A 23,651-nucleotide genomic window follows, 5' to 3' on the forward strand; every position below is an offset into this window, starting at 1 on the left:
ATGGTATGACCACTACATCTTCGCCCGCACTTCGCAATCAACTTCGGACTCTGGGCAACTCTGACCTGCACCTCACGCCTATCGGCTTTGGCGCGTGGGCTATTGGCGGCGGCAACTGGGATTATGGCTGGGGTCCGCAGGACGACAGCGAATCCATCGAAGCCATTCATCGCGCGCTTGACCTTGGCGTCAACTGGATCGATACAGCTGCCATCTACGGTCTCGGCCACTCGGAAGAAGTTGTTGCGCGCGCTCTCAAAACCACCAGCCACAAGCCTTATGTCTTCACCAAGTGCTCCATGCGCTGGGATGCGGACCGTTCCATCTATCGCTCGCTCAAGGCTGACTCGCTGGCGGAGGAAATTGAGGGCTCGTTGCGACGCCTCGCCGTCGAGACCATCGACCTCTACCAGATTCACTGGCCTATGCCTGAGGCCGAAATCGAAGAAGGCTGGGAAGCTCTGGCCCGCTTTCAGAAGCAGGGCAAACTGCGCTGGATCGGCGTGTCGAACTTCAACGTGGCGCAGATGAAGCGCGCGCAGCAGATTGCGCCCATCACCAGCCTCCAACCGCCTTACTCCATGCTTCGCCGCGCCATCGAAGAAGAGATCCTGCCCTTCACGCAGGCCAACAACATTGGTGTCATCAACTACTCGCCCATGGTTTCCGGCCTGCTCACCGGCAAAATGAGCGCAGAGCGCGTAGCCGCCATGCCCGCTGATGACTGGCGCCGCAAGGCAGTGGAATTTAACGAACCGCGGCTCAGCCGTAATCTGCGTCTTGTTGAGTTGCTTCGCGAGATCGGGGCCAGCCGTAGTGTTAAGGCCAGCATTGAGCCCGGAGTCGTTGCTGTCGCCTGGACGCTCCGTAATCCTGCCATCACAGCGGCTATCGTCGGCGGCCGCAGCGCGACACAGGTCGATGGTCTTGCTCCCGCACTCGAATTCCGTCTCAGCGATGAGGAGTATGCCCGCATCAACAGCTTCCTGGCGGAAAACCCGGTATAAGCGAAGCGCGCAGCCGTCTGCAAATGCAAAGCACAAAAGATTGCCCCCGGCCTTGGCCGGGGGCAATCTTGTTTATCAGGGCAGAAAGCAATCAGTTGCCATTCTGCGGGGGAATAACCTTCCTCGCTTACATCGCTGCGACAAAGTCAGGCAGTACCACCGCTGCATTCTCCTGGAGCAGTTGCGTCATGCGCGCCGCCATGCTGGAGTACATATCGGCTGCGCGATATGCATTGATCCGCACGCCTTCACTTGCCTGCGTAAAACCGTATTGGGCCAATCCCATCAGCACGCACAGCCGAATCTGCATCGCGTCACTGCGAAGCGTCGCGACCAGCACAAGATCCACATCCGGGCAGTTCCGTGCCGCATAACCAGCCATCTCCATCATCACGCCAGCGTTCTGATAAATCGCCCACAGGCCGCGCGGACCTTCCATACGAGTCCAGGCATCATCCGGAGTGGCGTTCAAGCCTTCCTTCCAAAGGAAGTTGTCGCTCAACTCACGTGCGCTCCAATCCACTCGGAGCCGTGACATCAAAGAGTCCCACGTTTGCTGGCTACGCCGCTTTGCGGCAGCTCGCCAACGCACAAACCATGTGACCAAGGCCGCAAAAATTAATACCTGCAGCAAAGGTAAAATCATCGATTACCTCGGATTGCATTCCTCGCCACTTCGCGGGAATGAACAACCACATTCATATTAATTAACTGCTTGAACCCAAGTTTGAACAAATCCGTCGTTCGATGCAAGCACAAAATGATAAAAATCGACCGTTTCCGTACACTCAATAGTGTATTGGACTAAAGTAACGTTTCACGTCCTTAATCCATATTAACACTGTTTTAGCCCCGCCGATTTCCCCGTAAATCATTTCCCTGCAATGCAATACGTCCTGAGTGTGCAGCTCCGGAAACCGTAAGCAGAAAACTTCGCATCTGCGGGGTGAACTCCTGCCGTACTGCCTCCTGCTGTGCAAAACTCCACGCCCAGTAGACGAGGGCGCACAGATAAGCCCCCGGCAGGAGCTGATCTACCTTATGGTAGTGGGCCACCTGCGGCATCTGCGCATGTAATAGTGACACCGCCAGACTCACCAGCGAATAAAATCCCAGCCCTGTGGCCACCTGCAATTCGCGGTCTCGCCAGTTGATAGAAAGCAGATGGCTGCCTCCCGCCAGAACCACGCAAAACAGAATCTGCAGCATTGAGGCCGTCTGTCGCAGGCGGAGGAAAAAATGCCATTCCGGCGGAAGCCCGTGCATCAATGTGGTGCCCGAAATTGGCCAGACAGCCACTCCCGCAATTAGAACTAGACCTGCAATCGCCGGTACCGTCCAGCGTGGGAGGGACGATTGCAGCGGTTTCAATACCGACCACGCAAGCTCCACAAGCACACAGAATTGGAGCACACAGTCAAGCGACATCTCGTAAGGGTAGAAATGGGAGTAGGAATTCCAAGAGCGCGTAGCGAGCAAAAAACCAAGCGAGTCACTGATCACCGACCACAGAACGTAGAGGCAAAACAGAGGCAAGCGCTTGTAGGCACGCCTCCAGATCAGCAGCGCAACCAATCCCACCTGCGCCGCGAAACCGCTCCACATTAATGCTGTGTCTAACGGCGACACTGCGGGTCTCCTGTTCTACGGAAGCAGTATTCCCGACACGTGAATCTTATTTCGGCAAGAATAAGAACGATACGAGTCTAACATTATTACACCCTGTCAGCGCTCACAACTCCGCCACCTGGGGGCGTCGGTGTGGGCAGCATGGGACCGTGACCGATGTAGCTACCGCCCGGAGGCGTCGGCGTGGGAAGCATGGGACCAGCAACGGCGGCTACCATTCCTCCACCTGGAGGCGTTGGCGTCGGCAGCATGGGACCGTGGCCAATATAGCTACCGCCGGGAGGCGTCGGCGTTGGCAGCATCGGGCCAGCCGCAATAGCTACCATTCCGCCACCGGGAGGTGTGGGTGTCGGCAGCATTGGTCCGTGACCAACATAGCTACCGCCGGGAGGCGTGGGGGTCGGGAGCATAGGACCAGCCGCAACGGTCGCTACCATTCCACCACCCGGAGGTGTGGGTGTGGGCAGCATCGGTCCGTGACCGATGTAGCTACCGCCCGGAGGCGTGGGCGTGGGAAGCATGGGGCCCTGAGCAGATGTACTGGAGGTAAAACCACCACCTGGAGGGGTCGGCGTAGGCAGCATTGGTCCCTCGGCAAACGCATTTACGGAGGCAAGAGAAACCATGGCAAACATAACGAGACGCAGCTTGTTGACTGTTGAAATCATTGGGAAAAACTCCTTTTCCAGGTGGAACTTTGTAACCAAAGGGTACGTCAGAGCGTGAGTGAAATTCACTACAAAAGTAACAATTTAGAAACTCTTTGGTAATAACGATGCGTTACCATAGAGGTACCATTCTTATAGTTAAAACCTGACACGCTAGTGACAGCTTCTACACCACTTCACAAGGCAAAAGCCGGCCTAAGCCGGCATATTAGAGTGAATAGCGAACGGAAGAGCAATCGTAGTGTTACATGTATCGGTATAGGAAGGATCTTTTGTGATTGTTAATCTTCGTTCTCACTTCAACCAGGACTATACACCTGCCCAATACGCAGAGCTACTCGCACTTTTGCATCAGCGCTGTGGTGTACCAGTGAAGTTTCGGGTGGCGGAGACTCCCATCTTTCTGACCCGTGACCTGCTCGATGGCATCGCTCAATCTGGGATCCGCCTCTCCGAGCGCCTCACTGCTGATCCCGCTTACCTGGCCGCAGCCCGCCTGGCTATTCCAGCCGGCTACCGTGTGGCCTCGGAAACATCCCGGCCTAACTTCCTGACCGCGGATTTCGCCCTTATCCGTGACAGCGACGGCCAACTCAGTCCGCGCCTCGTCGAATTACAGGCCTTTCCTTCCGTATATGCCTACCAGGCTATTCTAAATGCTGCTTATCGCGACATTTATTCGTTGGATGCGAAATTTAATGACAGGTTACAGGCTCGGCCGGAAACTTTTTTGTCTGGCCTTAACGAAGATTCTTATTGGCAGCTCCTCGGCAAGACGATCGTCGGTTCGCACGACCCGGAAACTGTAGTCTTAACAGAGGTCGATCCGTTCCATCAGAAAACGCTTCCGGACTTCAACCTCACGGCACAGAAGCTCGGCATCGCTGTCGTCGACATCGCCTCAATTGAGCCGGAAGGATCCCGCCTCACCTACCGGGGTTCCGGTGGCCGCCGCATCCCAATCTCCCGCATCTATAACCGCGCCATCGCAGACGAGCTTATTGCCAGCAATATCCAACTCCAGTTCGATCTGGAGCGCTCCTGGAACGTGGAATGGGCCGGCCACCCAAACTGGTACTTCCTTATCAGCAAGTTTTCCATCCCGTTTCTCTGCCGTCCCGAAGCGCAATCCGATGGGCAGCCGTCCCTCGAGCCCGACCCCGTCGTCCCTCCCTCTGTCTTTGTCAGCGACTTCCTCGCCGGTCCCGGCCGCATTCAGCTCGAATCCGCCGGCGTCCCTCTCCCGGCCCTTTCCACTGATGCAGTCTATTCCAGCCTTCTTCTAAAACCGCTCTTCTCCTTCGCCGGCAAGGGCATCCAGTTCGACCCCACGCATGCCCAGCTTCTGGCCATTCCGCCCGAAAACCGCGGCGATTACCTCCTCCAGCAGCGCATGAGCTTCGTCCCCACCATAGAAACTCCCTTCGGCGCCACCCAGTTTGAAATCCGCATTCTCTACCTCTGGCCGGATGGCGGCGAGCTTTTTCCTGCGATTTCGCTTGCCCGGCTGGGCAGAGGTCGTATGATGGGTGTAGACCACAATCGTAATCTGGAGTGGGTAGGAGCCTCGGGGGCGTTTTTCCCCGTTGCTTAGTGATGCCTGTGTGTGCGATTTTCATGCCCAGTGCTATCACTACAGTGCCATTCGCCGGTTACTTTTCTGGATACTTTTGTGCCGTGGTTGCAGAAGGAATTGTCAAATAGAGTGAAACATGCAACACCTCCCGGCGCGGGCCCAGATATGAACCAGCAAGCAGCAAAACTCGGCTTCACATTGATTTACGGAAACGACGACCAGCCGGCTGCTCCGGCCCGGAATGTGCGCTGCGCCGTGCGTTTTCCGCTCGCGCTGCCCGTCTCGATCTTCCGTGACGGTGGCAATGAGCCAGCAATTACCTGCGATATCTCGGCCAGTGGTGTCCTCTTCGAGACAGAGATTGCATTTCCGGTCGGCGAATCCATTGTTTTTTCCATGGAAATGCCGGGTACTATCCTTGGTACCTCAAAGGATGTGCTGGTAGAGTGCCGTGGGCGTGTGGTACGCTGCTCCTTAAGTAACTCGCTGCCGCGTGTTGCCGCCACAATTGATGACTATCGATTTGTAGAGCAGTAACATGTGGGCGGGCGTTACGTTACCCCGTCATGAACTTTTTGGAAGATTCCCCAGAGACCGGAACGCAGGACGTTGCGGCAAAACCAGGCGCCATCCGCATCATTCTCGCGGATTCGCAAGCTATTTTCCGTGTCGGCATTCGTAAGATCTTTGCGCTTGAAGACGACCTCCGCGTCGTCGCGCAGGCTGATTCCCTGGAGAGCCTGAAGGCCTCCATCGAGCGCTATCCCACGGACGTAGTCCTGGTGGAAGGCGTACTCCTCGCCAGTTCTATCAACACCATTCCAGAGCTTTTGGCCATCGCGCCCGACATCAAGCTTATAGTCCAGTCACCCGTCAACGACGAAAATCACACTGTCGAGCTCTATCGCCGGGGCGTCCGGGGCATCATCTCCCGCTCCATCTCGCCGGACTTGCTCGTCCGCTGCGTTCGCCGTATTGCTGCGGGCGAAACCTGGATCGACAATCAGTCCGTCAACTGGGTCATCGAGGCCTACCGCGCCCAGGCCGCTGCGCTCGTCAATCCGCGCAGCCAACCCCGTCTATCGCCCAAAGAGATGGCTATCATTACCTGCATTACGCAGGGCAAGCGCAACAAGGAGATCGCCTACCAGCTCGGCACCACCGAGCAGGTCATCAAGAACTATCTCCGCAAAATCTATGACAAGCTCGGCGTAAGCGACCGCCTGGAGCTCGCGCTCTACTGCCTGCACAATAAAATCATCCAACCGGATGCCGAAGAAGAGCCCGCGCCTCAGCAGAAGGCAGCAGGCCGCTAACTCTTCGCTGCCACCACCTCATACGGCCGCATCATCTCGTTGTCTTCGTGCTCCAGAATGTGGCAATGCCACACGTATTTCCCGGCATAGCCCGCAAACGGCACAATGATCCGCGTGACCGTGTGCGAGTTCACGCGCACCGTGTCCTTCCATCCCATCTCATTGGCATCCGGCGCCAGCGGTTCGCTGGTAAAGCGCAGCTTGTCGTAGTTCATGTAGTCAAAAGCGTCGAATTTCCGCCGGTCCAGCACCTGGAACCGCACCATGTGCAGGTGAATCGGATGCACGTCGTCGGTCAGGTTCACCAGTTCCCAGATTTCGGTCGTATCCAGCACCGGTTTTTCGGTAATCGGAGCGTGCCACGGCGTGTTGTTCAGCAGCATGCCCTTCGACTCGGCCACCAGGTTCAGGTTTTCGTCCAGCGTCAGCCTTCGCGTCTGCACCGCGTTTGATTCCCCAATGCGCTGCACAGGCCGCAATGTCGCGGGCAGGGAACTGGTATCGTTCGCCGCCTGCGCGCTTACGCGGAATTGAACGAGCTCGAACGGTTCGCTGCCCAGCACAAGCTTCTCGCCGCGATGCTCGGCAAAGTCAATCACCACATCGGCGCGCTCGCCCGGAGCAAGCTGCAGATACTTCAGCTTCACCGGCGCGCTCAGCAGCCCCTGGTCGCTGCCGATCTGCGTTATCTCGCCACCGCCGGAGAGCGACAGCCGATAAAAGCGACCATTGGCGGCATTCAGAATGCGGAAGCGGTACCGGCGTGCTTCGACGTCGAGATAGGGATAGAGCTTGCCATTCACCAGATGCGCTTCGCCAAATGCCTCCGGAACCCACGGCTGGCCGGGGTAGGCGGAAATCGGATAGCTCAGCTGCCCATCCGGCGTAAAGTCGCGGTCGGCCAGCACCAGCGGAATCTCATACTTTCCGCTCGGAAGGCCAAGCGCGTCCTCGGCCTCATCACGCACAACATACAGGCCAAAGAGTCCGGCATACATGTTCAGCCGGTTAATCCCCATTGCGTGGTCGTGATACCACAGCAGCGCGGCATCCTGCCGATTGGGATAGTAATACGTGCGCGACTGGCCCGGCGCATACCAGTCCTCCGGATAGCCGTCGCTGTCGGCCGGCGTTCGTCCGCCATGCAGATGCACAATGCCGCGCGCTTCGGGAAGGCCCTTTTCCGCGCCGTGCAGCGTGTGATCGATGGGCAGAAAGTGCTTCGCCGGAAGCTCATTGGCCCATTCGATCAGTTGGCCTTCGCCGCTGCGCGTTTCAAACTGCACGCCGGGCACTGCGCCGCCAAAAGCCCAGAAATTCGTCGCCGGCAGATCACGGTGTACTTTCATACTCGCCGCGCGCATCGATACGCGGTAGAACGGCACGCTCTTTCCGCTCCCATCCGGAGCTGCGCGGCGTTCCACGGGCCGCGCAATCTGCGGCATCGGCAACGCATCCACCCAACGCGCCAGGCTGTCGGGATCGATGTTCGGTATCTGCTTCTTTGCAAGTGGAACCTGCATGTGGCCGGTTGCATGTCCAGCACCGTGTCCCATTGTTGGCGCGTTCTGCGATTGCATTCGTGTCGCGGCGCACACACCTGCGGCTGCCCATGCTGAGCGGCTGATAAATCTTCTTCGTGTAATCAAATGAAAAGGCTCTCTCGCTGTGACTATATTCCTGCAACCCGCGATATAAGGAAGGGAGCGCGAAGGAATTCTCCGCGCTCCCTTCCTGTTAAGACTTGTTGACGCTTGCGTTTCTTACCAGCCGTTACCGTGGCGTTCCTGTTCCACGAGCCCGGTGCTTGGGTTGAGAATGAACTGTCCATCATTGCCCATGCGATTGAAGTCGAACATGTTGTCGAGCGAGTTCGCGATCGAGTCGAAGGAACCTTCGCCGATCCGCTCGCCCCTGAGCCAGTTGTCTTCCACAAAGCGCAGAACGGAAGTCTGGTCGGTGATCGTGTGGTCCACAAAGTTTCCTTTGGCCCACGGAGAAACCACCAGAAGCACCAGACGAGGGCCATAACCGCAGCGGCCCTGTGCATGCTCCGTGCCGGAGGCAACACCGGCAAGCGCCTTGGTGCCTGTTCCGCAGGAGGGCTGACCGTTCACGATGTCAGCCGCCGTTGCGGACTGGTTCATGATCGGGCTCTGCTGGTGATCGTACCAACCGTCGGAGTCGTCATAGGCGATGATGACCGCTGTCGAATCCCAATCAGGTGACTTCTGCAGTGCATTGATCGTCGTCGTCACAAAGTTCTGCTCGTCCAGCGGATCGGAGTAGCCTGCATGTCCATCCTGATAGCCGGGAGCCTTGAGGTAAGAGACAGCCGGAAGATTTCCCTCTTTCAGTGCCGAATAGAAGTCATTGATGTCGTACTGGTGGTTGGCAGCATCGGAGTAGCCGATGTTGGAAGTTGAGGACGGACGTGCGTGCGTCGGATTCGCCGTTGAAGGATAGTACTGGAACGGCTCATGGTGCGGAATATAGTCAGCCTTGTTGGTGGCCGTTACGGTGGAAGTAGTGCTGCGCTTGCAGCCTGTGGTCCCGTTGGAGTTTGTGGTCTTCAGATCGAATCCGCCTTCAAAGAAGCCCCAGGTCACGCCTTCCTTGTTCAGAAGGTCGCCGATATTCTTGCCGCCGAAGCGAACCAGCTCGCCAGTCGTCGTCGAGCATGCATCACCTACCGGGTCGGCATCGCTGATCAGGGTTAGACCACCATTGCCGTCGCCGATCGTCGAGCCGCTCGCATTCACATCCTCGGTCACGCCGTTCAGCTGGCCTGAGATCAGGTTCACCGCGCCGTCGGTCGAAGGCCCAAAGTTTGTTCCATACGAGTCATCGCTCATTGCATAGCGTTGCGCATAGTTCCAGTAAGCCGTCACCGTGTTGCCGTCGTAGTAGCCCATGGTCAGGCCCGGCGTCGCGGTAATCTTTGCATTCGGGCCGCCAGTGGGCGGCGGGCCGGCAACGCCGACCGAAAGCGGAAACGCATCCATCAGGCCGTGGTCAAAGGCCGCCTGCTCCGGCGTATAGTCATGATCCTGATCCATCGTCGCAGCCTGGCTGCGGTCCAGACGGAAGGGATTCGTTGCGCCTGTGCTGTTTGCGGAGTTCAGCAAATTCGGATTGTTTTCGAGCAGTCCGCCGAGCAGGTTATTTACGGACGGTGTGCCGGGCTTGGCGTAAAACGCAGGCTCGCCCTTGGGGTTGGTCGCATAAGGATAGGTACCGAAGTAGTGATCGAAAGAGATATTTTCCTGAAAGATAACCACAAGATGCTTGATGGGTGTTGCAGTCGGGGCGCTACCGCCGTGGTCAGCAGCGTACATCTGGCTTGGCATGGTCCCGGCCACAAGCAATGTGGCCAGCGTAACTGCCGCAAGCTTCTCCATAATTTACAGTCCTCCTGAGCGCCTTGAGTATCGCGCCTCAGAAGTAATAGAAGTTTCACGTGAACATGGCGTGAATCGCCCGCTACATCCCGAACAATAAGTTCACCAGAATCCACCACTTAGTTTATTTCGTAAGGAAGTTATAAACGGCCGGAAGTCAGAGCCGGTTTTGCGCTTGAGACTATAGCCATCGTTGCATTGCTGTGCTATCTTTGCCGCACTTCCCCATCGGCAATTACCCGGCAAGAAAGGGGAAATCCTCGCATGGACAAGCCAACGCCACCCCCGCCAACCTCTGATCCCGGTGTCTTCGATCCTGAAGCCACTGCGACGACAGCGCCAATGCCGCATTCAAGCCACGCGGCGAGTCTCCTTCCAGAGACTATCGGTCCTTATCGCATCCTGAGCCTTCTCGGCGAAGGCGGGATGGGCACTGTCTTTAAGGCCGAGCAGCAGAACCCGCACCGGCTGGTTGCTCTCAAGGTAATTAAGGCTGGCATCGTCACGACCGACCTTTTTCGCCGTTTCCAGCAAGAGGCTGAGGCGCTTGGTCGCTTGCAGCATCCCGGCATTGCTCAGGTCTACGAGGCCGGCACAGCCGACAGCGGTTTCGGACCCCAGCCCTATTTCGCCATGGAATTCATCGAAGGGCAGCCGCTGGTGGCTTACGCCTCCGAGCAGCATCTGAATGTGCGCGCCCGTTTGGAATTGATGGCCAAGGTATGCGACGCCGTCAATCATGCCCATCAGCGCGGCATCATTCATCGCGACCTCAAGCCAGGCAACATCCTGGTGGATGCGGATGGCCAGCCCAAGGTGCTGGATTTCGGCGTGGCACGTGTCACCAATTCCGATGCAGATGCTACTCGCCAGACGGACATAGGCCAACTCGTCGGCACAATCGCGTACATGAGCCCGGAACAGGCTCTGGCCAACCCGGAAGAGCTCGACATACGCAGCGATGTATACACGCTCGGAGTGATCCTCTACCAGCTGCTGGCCGACAAGCTGCCCTACAGCATGGTCAGGGTAGCGATTCACGAGATGATCCGCGTAATCCGCGAAGAGGATCCGGCGCCGCTGAGCTCGATTCACCGCAGTTACCGCGGCGATATCGAAACCATCGTGGCCAAGGCGCTGGAGAAAGACAGAACACGCCGGTATGAAACGGCTGCGGATCTGGCATCGGATATACGGCGGCACCTTAAGGACGAACCGATTGCGGCACAGCCGCCCAGCGTGAGTTACCAGGTGCAGAAATTCGCGCGGCGGCACAAGGCGTTGGTAGCCGGCGTGAGCGCAGTCTTCCTGGCGCTGCTGGTTGGCGTGATTGCCAGCACCCTTGAGGCAACGCGGGCACGGAGCGCGGAACATACCGCGCTCTCAGCGCAGAGCGCAGCTACCCGCGAACGGGACCGCGCAGTGAAGGCAGAGCAACAAGACATAGCCGCGGAGCAACAAGCCAAAGCTTCTGAGCAACGGGCTGAGCAGGATCGCAATCGCGCGCTGGATTCCGAGGCCAAGGCCCTGCGCGACCGCAATCTGGCCGACGAGCAGACAAAGCGGGCCAACACGGAAGCTGATACTTCAAAGGCCGTGAGTCGCTTCCTTCAGTACGATTTGTTGAATCAGGCCAGCGCTTTCTCGCAATCGGAAAAGGGATTCAAGGTCGATCCTGATCTGACAGTACGCAAAGCTCTTGACCGTGCATCTCAGAGTGTTGCCGGAAAGTTTGATAAGCAACCTGAGGTGGAAGCTGAGATTGAGAACACCATCGCAGCCACCTACATGAATCTCGCCTTACCCGCGCAGAGCGAGAAGCATTTTCAGCGGTCTATTGCGCTGGAGACCAGGGCGCACGGAGATACCGATCCCAAGACTCTCCTCTACGAGCACAACTACGATTCAGCTCTGATCAACCAAGGTAAGTACACAGAGGCCGATGCGTTTGTCAGTCCAATCCTCGATGCGCTGACCCGTAAATTGGGTAGCGATGATCCGAAGACTCTGAGATTCGCAGCCGCACTCAGCAGTATTTACAACAGTGAAGGCAAGTACGCACAGGCTGAAGCGCTTGAAAGGAAGACGATCGATACCGAGCGCCGTGTACTGGGGCCCGAACATGCCGATACGCTTTCGAGTATGGCTGGGCTGGCTAATATTGAATATCAACTGCACGAATACTCGCAGGCCAAAGCGCTCTTAACCCAGATTCTTGAGATCCAGCGGCGAGTGCTCGGCCTTGAAGATGCGAAAACGCTCATGACCATGCAACAGCTAGCCAACCTCTCTCTCTCACCCAGAGAGTTCGCGCAGGCCGAGGCGCTCTATAAGCAATTGGTTGAAATACGTCTCCGGACGAAGGGCACGGACGACCCCTTCACGCTGGATGCTACGGCAGGTCTGGCTGAGGTGTACGCAGAAGAGGGCAAGAACGCGCAAGCCGAGGATCTGTTCACCCAGACTTTGCCAGGCATCCGGCGTGTCTTAGGTCCCGAAAGTAACGCAACCCTGGAAGTAATGGAGCAACTGGCCAGGGTATACCGCGCAGAAGGCAAGTATGCGCAGGCTGAGGATCTGCTCACCCAGCTCGTGGAGATCCGGCGTCGGGCGCCCGGTCCCGAGGCCCGCTCTACCATGTCCACGATGTCACAACTTGCCTATGACTACTACCTTGAGGGCAATTACGCTCAGGCCGAGTCCGTCTACAGCCAGGCCCTGCAAATCTGTCGCCGGACCCTGAAACCTGGGGATCGCCTGTTGCTGAGTATGCTCGAGAATCTGGGCACTTCGCTCAGCCATCTGGGCCGGTACGACGAGGGAGAGAAGCTGTTCCAGGAAGCGATCGGTGGCGCCGGGCCGCCCCAGCAGCCAAACCTGTGGTACAACTTCGCCTGTGCAGCCGCCATCGCCGGACACAAAGACGAAGCGTTTGCGCACCTGAACCAGGCCATCGATCACGGATTTAACGATGCCGCCAATTTGGAAAAGGACGACGATCTCAAGTCGCTGAGGAGTGATCCACGCTTCGACGGACTGATCGCCAAGGCGCGCAATGCCGCTCAGGTGAAATAGCTCTGCATTACTCTGCTCGCAACGCCACGACAGGGTCAACAGACGCAGCACGCCGTGCAGGCAGATAGCTGGCCAGCGCCGCCGCGGCGGCCAGCACCAGCGGCACGGCAACAAATGAAACCGGATCCAGTGGACTCACGCCAAAGAGCAGCGTCTTCATCAAGCTCACCAGGCCGGCCGCCGCGCCAACGCCAATCACTACACCAACCACAGTCAGCACCATCGCAGAGCGCACAAACATCCACCGCAGCTCGTCTTTTTGCGCTCCCAGCGCCAGCCGGATGCCAATCTCCCGCGTCCGCTGCGACACCGAGTACGAAATGACCCCATAGATCCCAATGATGCTCAGCGCCAGCGCCATGGAGCCTGCAATCGCCAGCATCACCAGCGTGAACGACGTCCGCGCCATCGATTTCGAATAAAGCTCCTGCATCGTGCCCACTTGCGCCAGCGGCAGATCTCCATTCACGCCCCACACGGCCTGCTGCATCTGGTTCAGTAGCCCCTCTGTGCCCGCGCGGCTGGTGTGAATGGCATAGCAGGCAAACCGCAGCCCGTTCATCGTCGGCGGAGTATCAAAGCGGTCATAAAACACCGCCGGCCAGTAGACGATCTTCGGAGCCTTGGCATCCACGCCATGTACATGCACGTCTTCCACCACGCCAATCACTTCCTGCCATGGTGACTTGTCGTACTTTTTCATGCGCTTGCCGATCGCAGCGCCCGCAGAACCCCAGTTTTCGCGCGCAAAGCTTTCAGAAACCATGATCATGGGCCGCACGCCTTCCAGATCGTCCCATGTAAAATCGCGCCCCGCCACCAGGTGCGCGCCCATCGTCTGAAAGTATTCCGGCGAAACATAGTTGAAGAGTTCCAGCGGCCCGTCCCCACCCGGATACACCTTGCCTTCCACGGCAACCACGTCCCAGTTCTCACCGGCTCCATCCATCGGCACATTGGCCGCAAATCCTACCGACGCCACTCCCGGAATCGCCGCCAGCCTGTCGCCGATCTCCCGCTGCATCCGCGCTACCATGTGCGGATCCTGCGCCACCTGCTTCGGTATGTAGATATTCAGCGTCTCGATATGCGCGGCATCGTTGAAACCCGGATCCACATTCCGCAGAGCCATAAAGGTGCGAATCATCAGCACGGAGCACACCAGCAGAACCAGCGCCATGGCGACCTGCGCCACAACCATCACGTTGCGCGACCGCTGCCGCGCCCTGCCTGCACTCGCCGTGCGACTCGTCCCTCCCATCATGGCTGTGGCCTTCGCGCCTGCATACTTCAGCGCCGGAATCGACCCGAACAGCAGCCCCGAGAAAACCGCCAGAGCAAACGTGAATCCCAGCGATCCTGCATCAAAGCCAACCTCGCTCAGCCGCGGCAGATCCGTCGGTCCCAGCGCAACCAGCAGCCGCAACCCAGCCATGGCCACGCCAATAGACAGCACGCCGCCCAGCAGCCCCAGCATCACGCTTTCAATCAGCAGTTCACGCGCAATCCGTCCGCGTCCCGCGCCCAGCGCCGCGCGGATCGAGAGCTCCTGCTGCCGCGCCTCCGCGCGAACCATCAGCAGATTCGCCACATTCACGCACGCAATCAGCATCACCAGGCCCACCGTGGCCATCACCACCCACAGAATCTGGCCCACGTTGCCAATCACCGCCTGCTTCAGCGGCATAAAGTGCGGCGTAATCTTCCACACCTCGTAGTAATGCGGATTCGTTCCCGGCCCATTCGTCCACTCATTCATCCACACGCCAATCAGCCGCGAAATATCGGCATTCGCTGCCGCCAGCGTCACTCCCGGCTTCAGCCTGCCGATTCCCACAAGCCCGAATCCCGCCAGCTTCTCATTCGTTGGATCAAACGCTATTGGAACAATCAGTTCGAAGTGATCGTCCACCACGCGAAAGTCCCTCGGCATCACGCCCACGATGGTGCGCGTTACGCCGTCCACGTCAATGCTCCGTCCCAACACTCCACGATCCCCGCCAAACCGCTTCTGCCAATAGGCATAGCTCAGCATCACCGTCTTCGCGCCGCGCGGGTCCTGGTCCCCAGCTGAAAGCCATCGGCCCATCAGGGGAGGCACGCCCAGCGTCTCCAGCACTCCTCCGCTCACCACCGCCGCGTCCACTTCGTCCGGCTGTGCCATGCCCGTCACATTCGCGTTCTGCATCGCCCACACGCCCATGGACTCAAAGCTCTGGTTGTGCCGCGAGAACGTCAGATACATCGACGCCGAAAGCCGCAAGCCATCACTCGTGCTCGACAACCCGCCCATGCCCGGCGCATCCAGCCGTAAATCCACCAGCTGCCCGGAATCCGGATACGGCAGCGGCTTCAGCAGCACGCTGTTCACCACGCTGAATACCGCCGTATTCGCGCCAATCCCAATCGCCAGCGTCAGCAGAATCGTCACAGCAAACCCCGGCGCCTTCTTGAGCCGCCGCAGCGCAAACCGCATATCGCTCAGCGCAGACTCCAGCCATGCCCACTGCCACGCCTCGCGGCTGCGCTCTTCCATCAGCGTCACGTTGCCAAACTCCCGACGCGCCGTTTGCTCGGCCTCTGCGCGCGGCATCCCTTCCGCCATCAACTCCTCGGCGCGCTCCGCCACATGCTCCTGGATCGAGACAGAAATGTCGTCGTAGCGACGGCGTCGCGAAAATAACTTTGAAAACAAACCCATCTCAAGCCTCCTGCGGTGTAACAACCGCCAGCACGCGCGTAATGCCCGCAAACATCCGCTCAAAGCTCACAACTTCTTTTTCCAGGTGCCGAACTCCCGCATCCGTCAGGCGGTAAACGCGCGTAGGCCGGCCCTTCGTCGAGGTGCCCGTCTCCGCCTCCAGCCAACCCTCCCGCAGCATGCGTTGCAGCGCCGGATACAGCGACCCTTCCTCCACCTGGAGCAGGTCGGCTGATACTTCCTTGATGTGCTTCACAAGCGCATAGCCGTGCATCGGCCTCACGCGCAGTGACTGGAGAATCATGATCTCCAGCGCTCCCGGAAAAAGATCGCGGTGTTTGGGATTCTTCGCCATGCAATGAAGATAACTCAAAATACCTATTTTTAAAATAGGTATTTTAGAAAAATATTTTGACGGGATTCAGTCCGCCTTCAATCGCACGATAAGCTCTTCAGGATGAAGATTTAGGGAGTACTCGAAGAAATTATTTCGCAAGATTGTCACCTTGGGAAAAGTAACCCAAAGCAATACGCTTCGCCTATAACCGCTATTGAAGAGGGTGAGCAGAGGTATGCATGGCTGATAAATACAACGAGATAGGAACTCCAAAACGGCAATTTGATTTTCCGTGGGTATTGGCGGGCATTATGGCCATAGCCCTACTGTTAATCACTCCCCGTCTGAGCGCAGACAATTCTGGGCGCATCACGACAACAATATTGCTTGTCGCGATGTTGAGTCTCTTTCTTTATGGATTGAGTGAGAGGGTGCATTTCCGCAAACCAATTTTTTGGATTTTGACAGTTCTCTCTCTTGCGGTGTGTGTATGGTTCGGTCATTTTGTATGGCCACACACTCTAGAAGCCAGCCCAGGAAAATTGAAGTTCCACGGCAATTTTCCTGGTGGTAACGAGCAATATCTTATATCGCTGACGAACAGATCAGACCACGATCTTTATTTAGCAGAACTGGATATAACGATTCCCAACGCCTCACAAGACCCAAGAGTTTTCTTTGATATAGATCCTTCACCTTCATCGCGAAAACCGATTGGAGAAGCCACTGGAGATGCTGCCAAATATACCGACATCATTGGAGGACTGTGCCACGATGATGTCGAGAATGTCATATTCGAGATGTCCGTGGGACATATGGCTCCTCATGAGAGTCGAGATTTTTATCTCATACACACAGCACCCGGCGAAGCAATAGCTTCGGTTGAAAGCGGTTTTTTTACGACCGACCCTCAGCCCATCAGTCTTAATGAGCATAGTTCGAGTCAATTGTTCGGATTCTCAAAGAAAGTGTCTGGACAGTGTAGGATGTTTAACTTCCTTCTTGATCGCAACGTCAAGAAGGGAATACATGTATTGGGCACGCCCATCACGCAGCAGTGAGATTCTTATATTCCAGCACCGGCGCTTCAACTGGCTTGATGGGCGTGTCGCGAAACAGATACGGATTGAAACGGTTGTTGAATCGGAATGCCATTTCGTCGAGGTAAGCTGACAAATGCTTTGCGGAGATTTTGTGCCACGAACCAAAGATGCCGCGCTTGAGCAAACTGAATGCGCTCTATTCCGTTGGTGTAACGTCTCCGTCCACGTATAGGCCGCTGTAGTGATTGATGGTTTATGGTGATCTCGTGTAATCCCAGCTTGTTTCATTGCTGGCTGATACGGCCCCCAATCGTCAGTCATAATGACGTGAACATACTATCCAAAAAACAGAATTATGCTACCTGGGCCGATCCGTCCTGCTGATAAGACCGCTTCACCGCGACCAGTGGTAGAAATACGGTGAACGTGGTGCCGTGCGAATCGGCTCCGGTACTGCTTGTCACACGGATATTGCCGCCCCAGGATTCAACAAACTGCTTGACTACCCAAAGTCCCAGCCCGGTGCCGGCGGTCGGCTTGGTGGTGAAGAAGGCTTCAAAGAGCCGGGGCAAATTCTCTGGCGGAATTCCACTGCCGTTATCTTCGATCCGCACATCGACGCCTGCCGTTCCATTGTGCTCCGATTCGCGAAGCGCAATGGATAGTCTGCCGCCCTTCCGCGTGGCGTCAATTGCATTCGAAAGCAGGTTCGAGAACACTTGATTCATCTCGCCGCGCAGCGCTTTGATCGTCGGCACCGTGGCAAAGTCCCTCCGAACTTCAATTCCGCCCACCCGCAGCCGGCTGTGGTACACCGTCAGGACTTCTTCCAGCAGAACCTGCATATCAATCTGGGCCGGAATAGACGATTGCCGGTAGAAACCGAGTGTGTGCCTGGCAATGTCCGAGACGCGAGTCATCTCGTTTTCGGCAGTGGAAAGAAACTCCTCTACCTTTTCGGCCTGACCATTGGATATCCGGGCAAGATAAATCAGGTTCAGCACAGACTCGAGAGGATTATTGATTTCGTGTGCCGTGGTTGCCGCAAGCCGGCCCGTGGCCGCCAGCTTTTCTGAGAGTAGAAGCCGTTCCTGCTGAATGTGTCTCTCTGTTACATCCTGGACGAAGATCGAGATACCTTCCGCGGAAGGAATGATGTTGGTGTGGAACCAGCGGCCCAGCGGCGCATAGTACTCTTCCAGCCGCTCGGGCCTGGAGGTCTTCATTGCCTGTTGATAGCAGAGGCCAAAGGCAGTGTCTTCCAGTTCTGGAAATACCTGCCACAGATCTTTGCCTGTCACCTCGGGCAGAGTTACACCAACCAAAGCCGCCCATTGCTCATTGGCGTATCCGATGCGCCACTTGCGATCGATGAAAACGAAGCCTTCGGAGATGCTTTCCAGAATCGTGCGGTATTGCCGCTCGGCGCTCTCGGCCTTCAGGTGCAGCTCCTCTTCGTTCCGCATCATTTCCTGCCGCAGACGATACATTGCAATATCCGCGCCCGGTCGCGCCGTCAGCTCTGGCGCCATAATCTCGTCAATCCGCATTTCGCTGCCCGCAGGTGTACCGCAAGGTGTGGGCGACACGCTATCTATTGCGGGTCTCCTCTCTTCCTGTTCGAACGCGCGCGCATTCCCGATCATCGTCGTGATCTGCGTCGACATCAGCTCCAGAAAGTGTCGATAGTGTCCGTCGAAAGGGATATGCGAGCTGAGTCCGGCAACGAGAAATCCTGATAGCTGGTCCGGAAGGTTGGATCGGATTGGCGCCACTGCAGCCATGCTGGGTCCATGAGACCACGGCCCTTGCGGTGGCATATCAAACTTGTTCTTCACGTTCTCAATCAGTTGAATTTTTCCTGTCGCACGGGCGGCAGACAACGGCCAGACCTGATCCGTTGTCGCCAGCAGGTCGATCGATTTTGGGCAGCCTCGATCCTCAGTATCAACGCCGGCCGTGCATGTCCGGCTCGCCACCTGCTGCTTCTCATCGAATAGGTACAGCAGAAGAAAGGGAATGTCTTTCGCGTAGGTTGAGAGCGTCTTGCCGACAAACTCGCACGCCTCTTTGGCGGATTTCGGTTCGGTGGAGTGGGCGCCGAGTTCCCGCAGCACACGCGTCCGGCGTTCGCCGATCACCTGGCTAGTGATCTCATGCACCGTAGCCAGCACGCCGCCGATACCCCCCGGAACACTCTCATCCGGTACAGGGCTGTAGGCCACGGTGAAATGTGTCTCCTCGAAAAATCCTCGCCGGTTGAGCTCAAGTTGAAGATCTTCCATCCAGGTAGCGGGTCCGCCTTGAAAGGGGGTCTTGATCAACGGCTCCAGCACATGCCAGATTTCCTCCCATACGTCGCTGACTGGCCGGCCCAGCGCCCAGGGGTGCTTTGTTCCCAGGATCGGAATATAGGCATCGTTATACAGGCAGCAGAACTGCGGTCCCCACCAGAGCAGTTGCGGAAATCGGTTGGCGAGAAGAAACCTCGCCATCATGCGCAAGGCGGGCGACCAGGTGTCCGGAGGCCCCAGAGGGGTCTTGGTCCAATCTGTGGCGCGCATGAGTCCTCCCATCATTCCATTACCTGGAAAGGGTGGATAGGGCGCCTTCGACTGGAAATTGCTGCCGCTCATTTATTAAGAAAGGCTCCATATGTAAACAACGGTGGAAGAGAGATATATAGTCGATTTGCCCACTCAGGTGCCAACTGGAATGAATCGATGGGAGCGACGCGCCAAGCCGCGAATGTAGGCTTCGATGGGCCTTAGGGGGGGTGAGTTGCTTTCCCCGCCCCGGACGTTACTTTGGTCCAATGGACTTTCGTGCTGGAACTTAGTTCAGAAAGTTTGCATAAAATTAGGCCTGTTTGTGCCACACTCATAATCAGCAGGCAAAAGACGGCCCGAATCCATCATGGATTCGGGCCGTCGTGTTTACGGGAGGGGAGGGAACCCCCCACCCCCTCCCTCGTCACCAGAAACTGCATTTCTGTAAATCTGTATCGCACAGTGCACTGCACAGTTTCAGAATAAAGATCGCATAAAGATTTCTATAAGCCCTTTGCAATCGCTCGTATCTCTAAGAAATTAAATTGCTTCAAAGACTGTGCTGCACAGGATAACTCCAGCAATTGTCCGAAATCGAACAACAAAAATGGCGCTGTGAGCAGATGCTCACAGCGCCATAAATGCTTACAGCTACTGAACAGTTACGGTCAGCGACTGGGCAGCAATGTTCCCCGCATTGTCCATCACCTGAACGGTGACGGGTGCCGTAAGGGTCACATCCACTGCGGTAGCGGCCGAATTCGATCCCGTGAAGGTCGAATCTCCGCCATAGCTGGCCACAATGCTGTGATTGCCAATGGCCAGGGAAGAAGTCGTCAGCGTCGCCGATCCACCGGAGACCGATCCCGTTCCGAGAACGTTGGTTCCGTCCTCAAACGTCACAGTCCCTGAGGGTGAACCGCCGCTGCCGGTCGCTGAGCCTACGCTAGCCGTCAGCGTCACCGCACTACCCAGCGCAGGCGAGGCGGACGACACGGAAAGCGCGGTTGCCGACGTCCCCGTATTCGCAACATTCGGCTTCGAACCATTGGTGCAGCCCGTCACGAAGGCGAACACGCTGATCGTTGCGAGAAGAACAACGAAGTGAAAACGGCGCTTCCTGCCCGGCAGGCCGAGCAGAACGATGCACGCCAGACCGGTCATTGCGCCCGTTCCAAGCAACGCAATTGTGCGGGGCTGCGATTGTGCGGCAAGAGGCCCTGAGAGGGTGATCGTCAGCGTGGAGGAAACTGCGCCGCTGGATGCGGCAACCGGCGTGCTGAAAGAGCAGGTCATGCCGGTTGGCAACGTTCCGGGGCAGCCGAAGATAAGCGACGATGGATTGAGTGTTGTCCCTGCGGCAGGAGTCACCGTAATCGCCATCGTGTTGCCGGTAGTGCTGCCTGGGGATAGCGTAAGTGTTGCCTGGGGCAGAGTGAGAGCAAACGGGGCCGTATAGCTTACTGTGAGCGAGTTAGTGGAGCCGGTGTAGTTGGTATCGCCTGCGTAAGTAGCGCTGATGACATTCGCACCATTCGCAAGCCACTGGCCTGGCACACTTACCGCCGCATTAGCAATGGAGTTGCCCGACGTGTCTGTGGATGCAAGCAGCGGAACCGTCGTCAGCGTCTTGCCGGTTGTGGTGTCTGTAAGCACAACGCTGCCGGTCGGCGAAGCAGCCGACGTCGCGGTGCCGATGTTCACCTTCACCAGTACGCTGCCGCCCGGCGCAACCGTGCTCTGGCTGGATCCAAGCGTCATCGCGGTTGCTGCCTGACTGACCGTGACGGACGAAGTGCTGGAGGTGCTGACGCCAAAGGAGCCATCACCCGTATAACGTGCGTACAAAATATGCGTTCCGGCAGAAAGCATATTTTCCATAACGGCTGCAGCCCCATTTGCAAGCTGCGCGTTGCCGAGCGGAGTCCCGGTGGCGGTGTCCTGGTCAAACAACGCAACAGCGCCCGTGGGAACCTTAGCTCCCGAAGCCGCCGCCACCTGAACCTGTGCTTTCAGCGACGCGCCATAGACGAGTGCCGTTCCGCTCAGATTCAGAGTTGTGGTGCTATTGGACAGGCCGCCAATAGCGTTGCTCCACGCATTGAGTAACGCCGATACGTCAGCCGAGCCAAGGCCGCTGGCAAGGTCATAACCAACATTGGCATTGTAGTCAGGGAGCATACCTACTTCGTCATCCGGATTGGTTACCGAGCAGAGTGTGCCCGGGGGAACTGCAACGTTGCCCGCCAAACAAGGAGTCGCGTTGTTATCCGTGGTGATGTCGTGATAAACCGCTGGGCCATTGGAGCCATACTGCGCGGCGCCCATCTGGTACAGGCTGTAATTAATGTTGCCGAGTGATCCCTGCGCCTTCTGGTTCATCAGCGCTACCACGCCTGCAAATGCGGGCGTGGCAAACGAAGTGCCGCCCGCGGTCAGGTATGCGAGGTCACCATTCTGATAGTTACAGGTGCTGTCCGGCGTCGAATCCGATTGGCAGAACAGGTATGCAGATCCCCACAGACCGGAGCCTGCGAAGAAGGAAACATCGGGAAGGTTACGCACGCCATTCTGCGGCATTCCGGGTACAGAAAGCTGCCAGTCTGGCCGTGGATAGCCGCCTGTGCAGCTTGACGGATCGGACGCATCCGACTGGGTGCACCTGCTGGCGCCGCCGCCGCCGCCCGCGGTGTTCAGGAATGGCGCACCATTGCTGAAATCGTTGCAGAGCGCTTCGTTGGTTGTATCCGCGGAAAAGCCGTTCTGCTGCGCCGCTACTAACACCAGGGTGCTGGCGCAGGTTTCATTCCACGGTGATTCCGGAATGTAGCTCAGAGCCGACGAGCCATCCGCAGCATTGGTGCTGCCCCAGTACTGGCTGGTATGTCCATAGTTGCCAGAGAAGTCCGTGCCGCCAACTGCCGTGTTGTAAGGCGTTGAGGCAAAGCCGCTCACCTGTTCGCCATAAAAAGACAGTTCCTGGTTCTGATCGCAGGACGCAGAGCCTGAGTCTCCGGCAGCCACCAGGACAGTGATACCTTCAGCCGCAGCCTGCTGCCACATATCGTTAAAGAACTGGTTGCCGGATGCGCCCAGTGCCAGCTCGCAGCCGCCCCAGCTCACACTCAAGATGGGAGCAACATTGTTGTCTACCGCATACTGCGCTGCTTCTGTCACGCCGCCGCCGGTGTTGGTCTGGCCGGAAACGATCAGGTCGATGGTTGCATTCGGGGCGACGGCGCCCGACCACTCCACATCGAGGTCAGCTTCGCCTTCAGTGCTGTCTCCCGTGTAGCCCGGGTTCTCGCCAACATAGATTGTGTTGAGCTTCTTCTCTGGAAGATTGAATGCCGTGCGAAATGCATCCACATCTGCGGGATTTACGTCACTCTGCGCAACAATGGCGATGGTCTGCCCACTACCGTCGATCTTTTGATTCCAGACGGGTTTCACGTTGTAGATTGTGCCGAAATCGCCCGGAGCGAGGAAGTAATAGTTGCTCCCGTTGATGGCGGCGGTGAACTGTGGTGAAGCGCTCTTTATCGCGGTCTGAGAGCGCATTGTGGGCTGCTGAGCATACTGCTGCCACTTGCCACCCGCAGCGCGACGCGCCATCTGAGGCGTTGTATGCAGCGGTGTTTTGCCATACGTGGTCAGCGACGCAAAGCCTGTGACCACCGGAGCGATCGCTGCCGGAATCATCGGATCGGTCGCATTGGCATAGTGTGTCTGGCCATTGATGCTGTATTGATGCATCTCGGTGTGGAAGGCCGAGCGAAGCTGGGCCTGCGTACCCGAGAAGGTGATGACGTTGCGGCCGTTCGACACGCCTTCCACTGTGAAGCCGTGCTGGTCCAGCCACGCCGTCACTTTGCTGATGTCCGAATCGGACACGCCATAGGTGGCACCGAAGACCTGCGGCGTAAGCCATTTGTGATAGCTTGCTGACCCCGACTTCTGCTGATCGTGCAGTAGCTTTTCGAGCGCCGCTTCCTGCGTATCGCTATGCTTGAGCACCAGCTGGAGATGCCTGAGTGAAAGATCGTCAGCGGCAACGCCCAGGTCATTTGCTTTATGCGTAAACGGCGGTGTATTGCCGGTGAGGCGAACAAGGCTGTGATCACTGATCGCCTGGCTAATGCGCGCCTCTGGTGTAACGCTGCTTTGAGCATTTGCGCGTGGCAGGACGCAGGGCACAGCGGAGACCGCTGCGCAGAGCGCGAGAGCGGCAATGCGGGACCGACTTGAGAATGTATGCTTCATGGATCTCCGTAATTTCTTCCGCAGTTCAGCGGAACGCATTCTTGTCCGGTGATGGGCGGAATGCATCAACGCACTCCGCCCGGACT

15 protein-coding genes and 1 pseudogene are annotated in these 23,651 nt (G+C 57.3%); 6 read left to right on the top strand and 10 right to left on the bottom strand.

Annotation, left to right across the window (positions count from 1 at the left end):
- Positions 1-5 precede the first annotated feature (5 nt).
- Positions 6-1,007 carry an aldo/keto reductase gene (locus VO84_RS17780; RefSeq protein WP_058189079.1) on the top strand — a complete coding sequence of 334 codons (1,002 nt, stop codon included), beginning with the start codon at positions 6-8 and terminating at the stop codon, positions 1,005-1,007.
- 127 nt (positions 1,008-1,134) lie between these two features.
- On the opposite strand, the gene VO84_RS17785 is transcribed toward VO84_RS17780, so the two are convergent.
- From VO84_RS17785 to VO84_RS22635, 3 genes are all read right to left on the bottom strand, one after another.
- Entirely contained in the window at positions 1,135-1,509 is a 375-nt protein-coding gene (locus VO84_RS17785) for a hypothetical protein (RefSeq protein ID WP_058189080.1), read from the bottom strand.
- 344 nt (positions 1,510-1,853) lie between these two features.
- The gene (locus tag VO84_RS17790) at positions 1,854-2,636 is read right to left on the bottom strand and encodes a hypothetical protein (protein ID WP_157439981.1); all 783 of its coding nucleotides are present in this window, start codon (positions 2,634-2,636) and stop codon (positions 1,854-1,856) included.
- 86 nt (positions 2,637-2,722) lie between these two features.
- Positions 2,723-3,304, bottom strand: coding sequence for a hypothetical protein (locus VO84_RS22635; protein WP_157439982.1), 582 nt, complete (start codon positions 3,302-3,304; stop codon positions 2,723-2,725).
- Between the two features lie 274 nt (positions 3,305-3,578).
- Between VO84_RS22635 and VO84_RS17795 the strand changes: the two genes are divergently transcribed.
- The 3 genes from VO84_RS17795 (at position 3,579) to VO84_RS17805 (ending at position 6,196) form a co-directional block, all read left to right on the top strand.
- Positions 3,579-4,898, top strand: coding sequence for an ATP-grasp domain-containing protein (locus VO84_RS17795; protein ID WP_058189082.1), 1,320 nt, complete (start codon positions 3,579-3,581; stop codon positions 4,896-4,898).
- 147 nt (positions 4,899-5,045) lie between these two features.
- Positions 5,046-5,417: a PilZ domain-containing protein gene (locus tag VO84_RS17800; RefSeq protein ID WP_058189083.1), complete on the top strand. Its 372-nt coding sequence runs from the start codon at positions 5,046-5,048 to the stop codon at positions 5,415-5,417.
- Positions 5,418-5,446: 29 nt separating this feature from the next.
- Positions 5,447-6,196, top strand: a complete 750-nt coding sequence (locus tag VO84_RS17805) for a response regulator transcription factor (protein ID WP_058189084.1) — start codon at positions 5,447-5,449, stop codon at positions 6,194-6,196.
- On the opposite strand, the gene VO84_RS17810 is transcribed toward VO84_RS17805, so the two are convergent.
- Both VO84_RS17810 and VO84_RS17815 read right to left on the bottom strand, forming a co-directional pair.
- On the bottom strand, positions 6,193-7,752 hold the full coding sequence (locus VO84_RS17810) for a multicopper oxidase family protein (protein ID WP_058189085.1): 1,560 nt from the start codon (positions 7,750-7,752) through the stop codon (positions 6,193-6,195). The genes VO84_RS17805 and VO84_RS17810 overlap by 4 nt on opposite strands.
- Positions 7,753-7,959: 207 nt before the next feature.
- Complete coding sequence (locus tag VO84_RS17815; RefSeq protein WP_058189086.1) at positions 7,960-9,597, bottom strand: phospholipase C; 1,638 nt, start codon at positions 9,595-9,597, stop codon at positions 7,960-7,962.
- A gap of 264 nt (positions 9,598-9,861) precedes the next feature.
- Here VO84_RS17815 and VO84_RS17820 point away from each other — a divergent pair, with 264 nt between their 5' ends.
- Positions 9,862-12,672: a serine/threonine-protein kinase gene (locus VO84_RS17820; protein ID WP_058189087.1), complete on the top strand. Its 2,811-nt coding sequence runs from the start codon at positions 9,862-9,864 to the stop codon at positions 12,670-12,672.
- 7 nt (positions 12,673-12,679) lie between these two features.
- Here VO84_RS17820 and VO84_RS17825 read toward each other — a convergent pair whose 3' ends face one another.
- The gene (locus VO84_RS17825; protein ID WP_058189088.1) at positions 12,680-15,373 is read right to left on the bottom strand and encodes an ABC transporter permease; all 2,694 of its coding nucleotides are present in this window, start codon (positions 15,371-15,373) and stop codon (positions 12,680-12,682) included.
- A 1-nt stretch (position 15,374) separates the two neighbouring features.
- Complete coding sequence (locus VO84_RS17830) at positions 15,375-15,728, bottom strand: PadR family transcriptional regulator (protein WP_058189089.1); 354 nt, start codon at positions 15,726-15,728, stop codon at positions 15,375-15,377.
- 221 nt (positions 15,729-15,949) lie between these two features.
- On the opposite strand from VO84_RS17830, the gene VO84_RS17835 reads away from it, so the two are divergent.
- The gene (locus VO84_RS17835) at positions 15,950-16,771 is read left to right on the top strand and encodes a hypothetical protein (RefSeq protein WP_058189090.1); all 822 of its coding nucleotides are present in this window, start codon (positions 15,950-15,952) and stop codon (positions 16,769-16,771) included.
- Between the two features lie 58 nt (positions 16,772-16,829).
- Here the strand turns inward: VO84_RS17835 and VO84_RS23080 are convergent.
- From VO84_RS23080 to VO84_RS17850, 3 genes and pseudogenes are all read right to left on the bottom strand, one after another.
- Positions 16,830-16,943: pseudogene (locus tag VO84_RS23080) on the bottom strand (transposase); the annotation flags it as partial.
- A 163-nt stretch (positions 16,944-17,106) separates the two neighbouring features.
- Positions 17,107-19,317: a GAF domain-containing sensor histidine kinase gene (locus VO84_RS17845; protein ID WP_197414098.1), complete on the bottom strand. Its 2,211-nt coding sequence runs from the start codon at positions 19,315-19,317 to the stop codon at positions 17,107-17,109.
- A gap of 636 nt (positions 19,318-19,953) precedes the next feature.
- A complete protein-coding gene (locus VO84_RS17850; protein WP_058189093.1) occupies positions 19,954-23,565 on the bottom strand; it encodes an Ig-like domain repeat protein in 3,612 nt (1,203 codons plus the stop codon).
- Between the last annotated feature and the right edge of the window lie 86 nt (positions 23,566-23,651).

The organism is Occallatibacter gabretensis, assembly GCF_001449115.1.
GTDB lineage: Bacteria > Acidobacteriota > Terriglobia > Terriglobales > Acidobacteriaceae > Telmatobacter > Telmatobacter gabretensis.

What these genes read in the sequence shown, in the direction of transcription:
- VO84_RS17780 (WP_058189079.1), top strand. Translation starts at nt 6, where the DNA reads ATGACCACTACATCTTCGCCCGCACTTCGCAATCAACTTCGGACTCTG.
- VO84_RS22635 (WP_157439982.1), bottom strand. Translation starts at nt 3,304, where the DNA reads ATGATTTCAACAGTCAACAAGCTGCGTCTCGTTATGTTTGCCATGGTT.
- VO84_RS17800 (WP_058189083.1), top strand. Translation starts at nt 5,046, where the DNA reads ATGAACCAGCAAGCAGCAAAACTCGGCTTCACATTGATTTACGGAAAC.
- VO84_RS17805 (WP_058189084.1), top strand. Translation starts at nt 5,447, where the DNA reads ATGAACTTTTTGGAAGATTCCCCAGAGACCGGAACGCAGGACGTTGCG.
- VO84_RS17810 (WP_058189085.1), bottom strand. Translation starts at nt 7,752, where the DNA reads ATGGGACACGGTGCTGGACATGCAACCGGCCACATGCAGGTTCCACTT.
- VO84_RS17815 (WP_058189086.1), bottom strand. Translation starts at nt 9,597, where the DNA reads ATGGAGAAGCTTGCGGCAGTTACGCTGGCCACATTGCTTGTGGCCGGG.
- VO84_RS17820 (WP_058189087.1), top strand. Translation starts at nt 9,862, where the DNA reads ATGGACAAGCCAACGCCACCCCCGCCAACCTCTGATCCCGGTGTCTTC.
- VO84_RS17825 (WP_058189088.1), bottom strand. Translation starts at nt 15,373, where the DNA reads ATGGGTTTGTTTTCAAAGTTATTTTCGCGACGCCGTCGCTACGACGAC.
- VO84_RS17830 (WP_058189089.1), bottom strand. Translation starts at nt 15,728, where the DNA reads ATGGCGAAGAATCCCAAACACCGCGATCTTTTTCCGGGAGCGCTGGAG.
- VO84_RS17835 (WP_058189090.1), top strand. Translation starts at nt 15,950, where the DNA reads ATGGCTGATAAATACAACGAGATAGGAACTCCAAAACGGCAATTTGAT.
- VO84_RS17845 (WP_197414098.1), bottom strand. Translation starts at nt 19,317, where the DNA reads ATGCGCGCCACAGATTGGACCAAGACCCCTCTGGGGCCTCCGGACACC.
- VO84_RS17850 (WP_058189093.1), bottom strand. Translation starts at nt 23,565, where the DNA reads ATGAAGCATACATTCTCAAGTCGGTCCCGCATTGCCGCTCTCGCGCTC.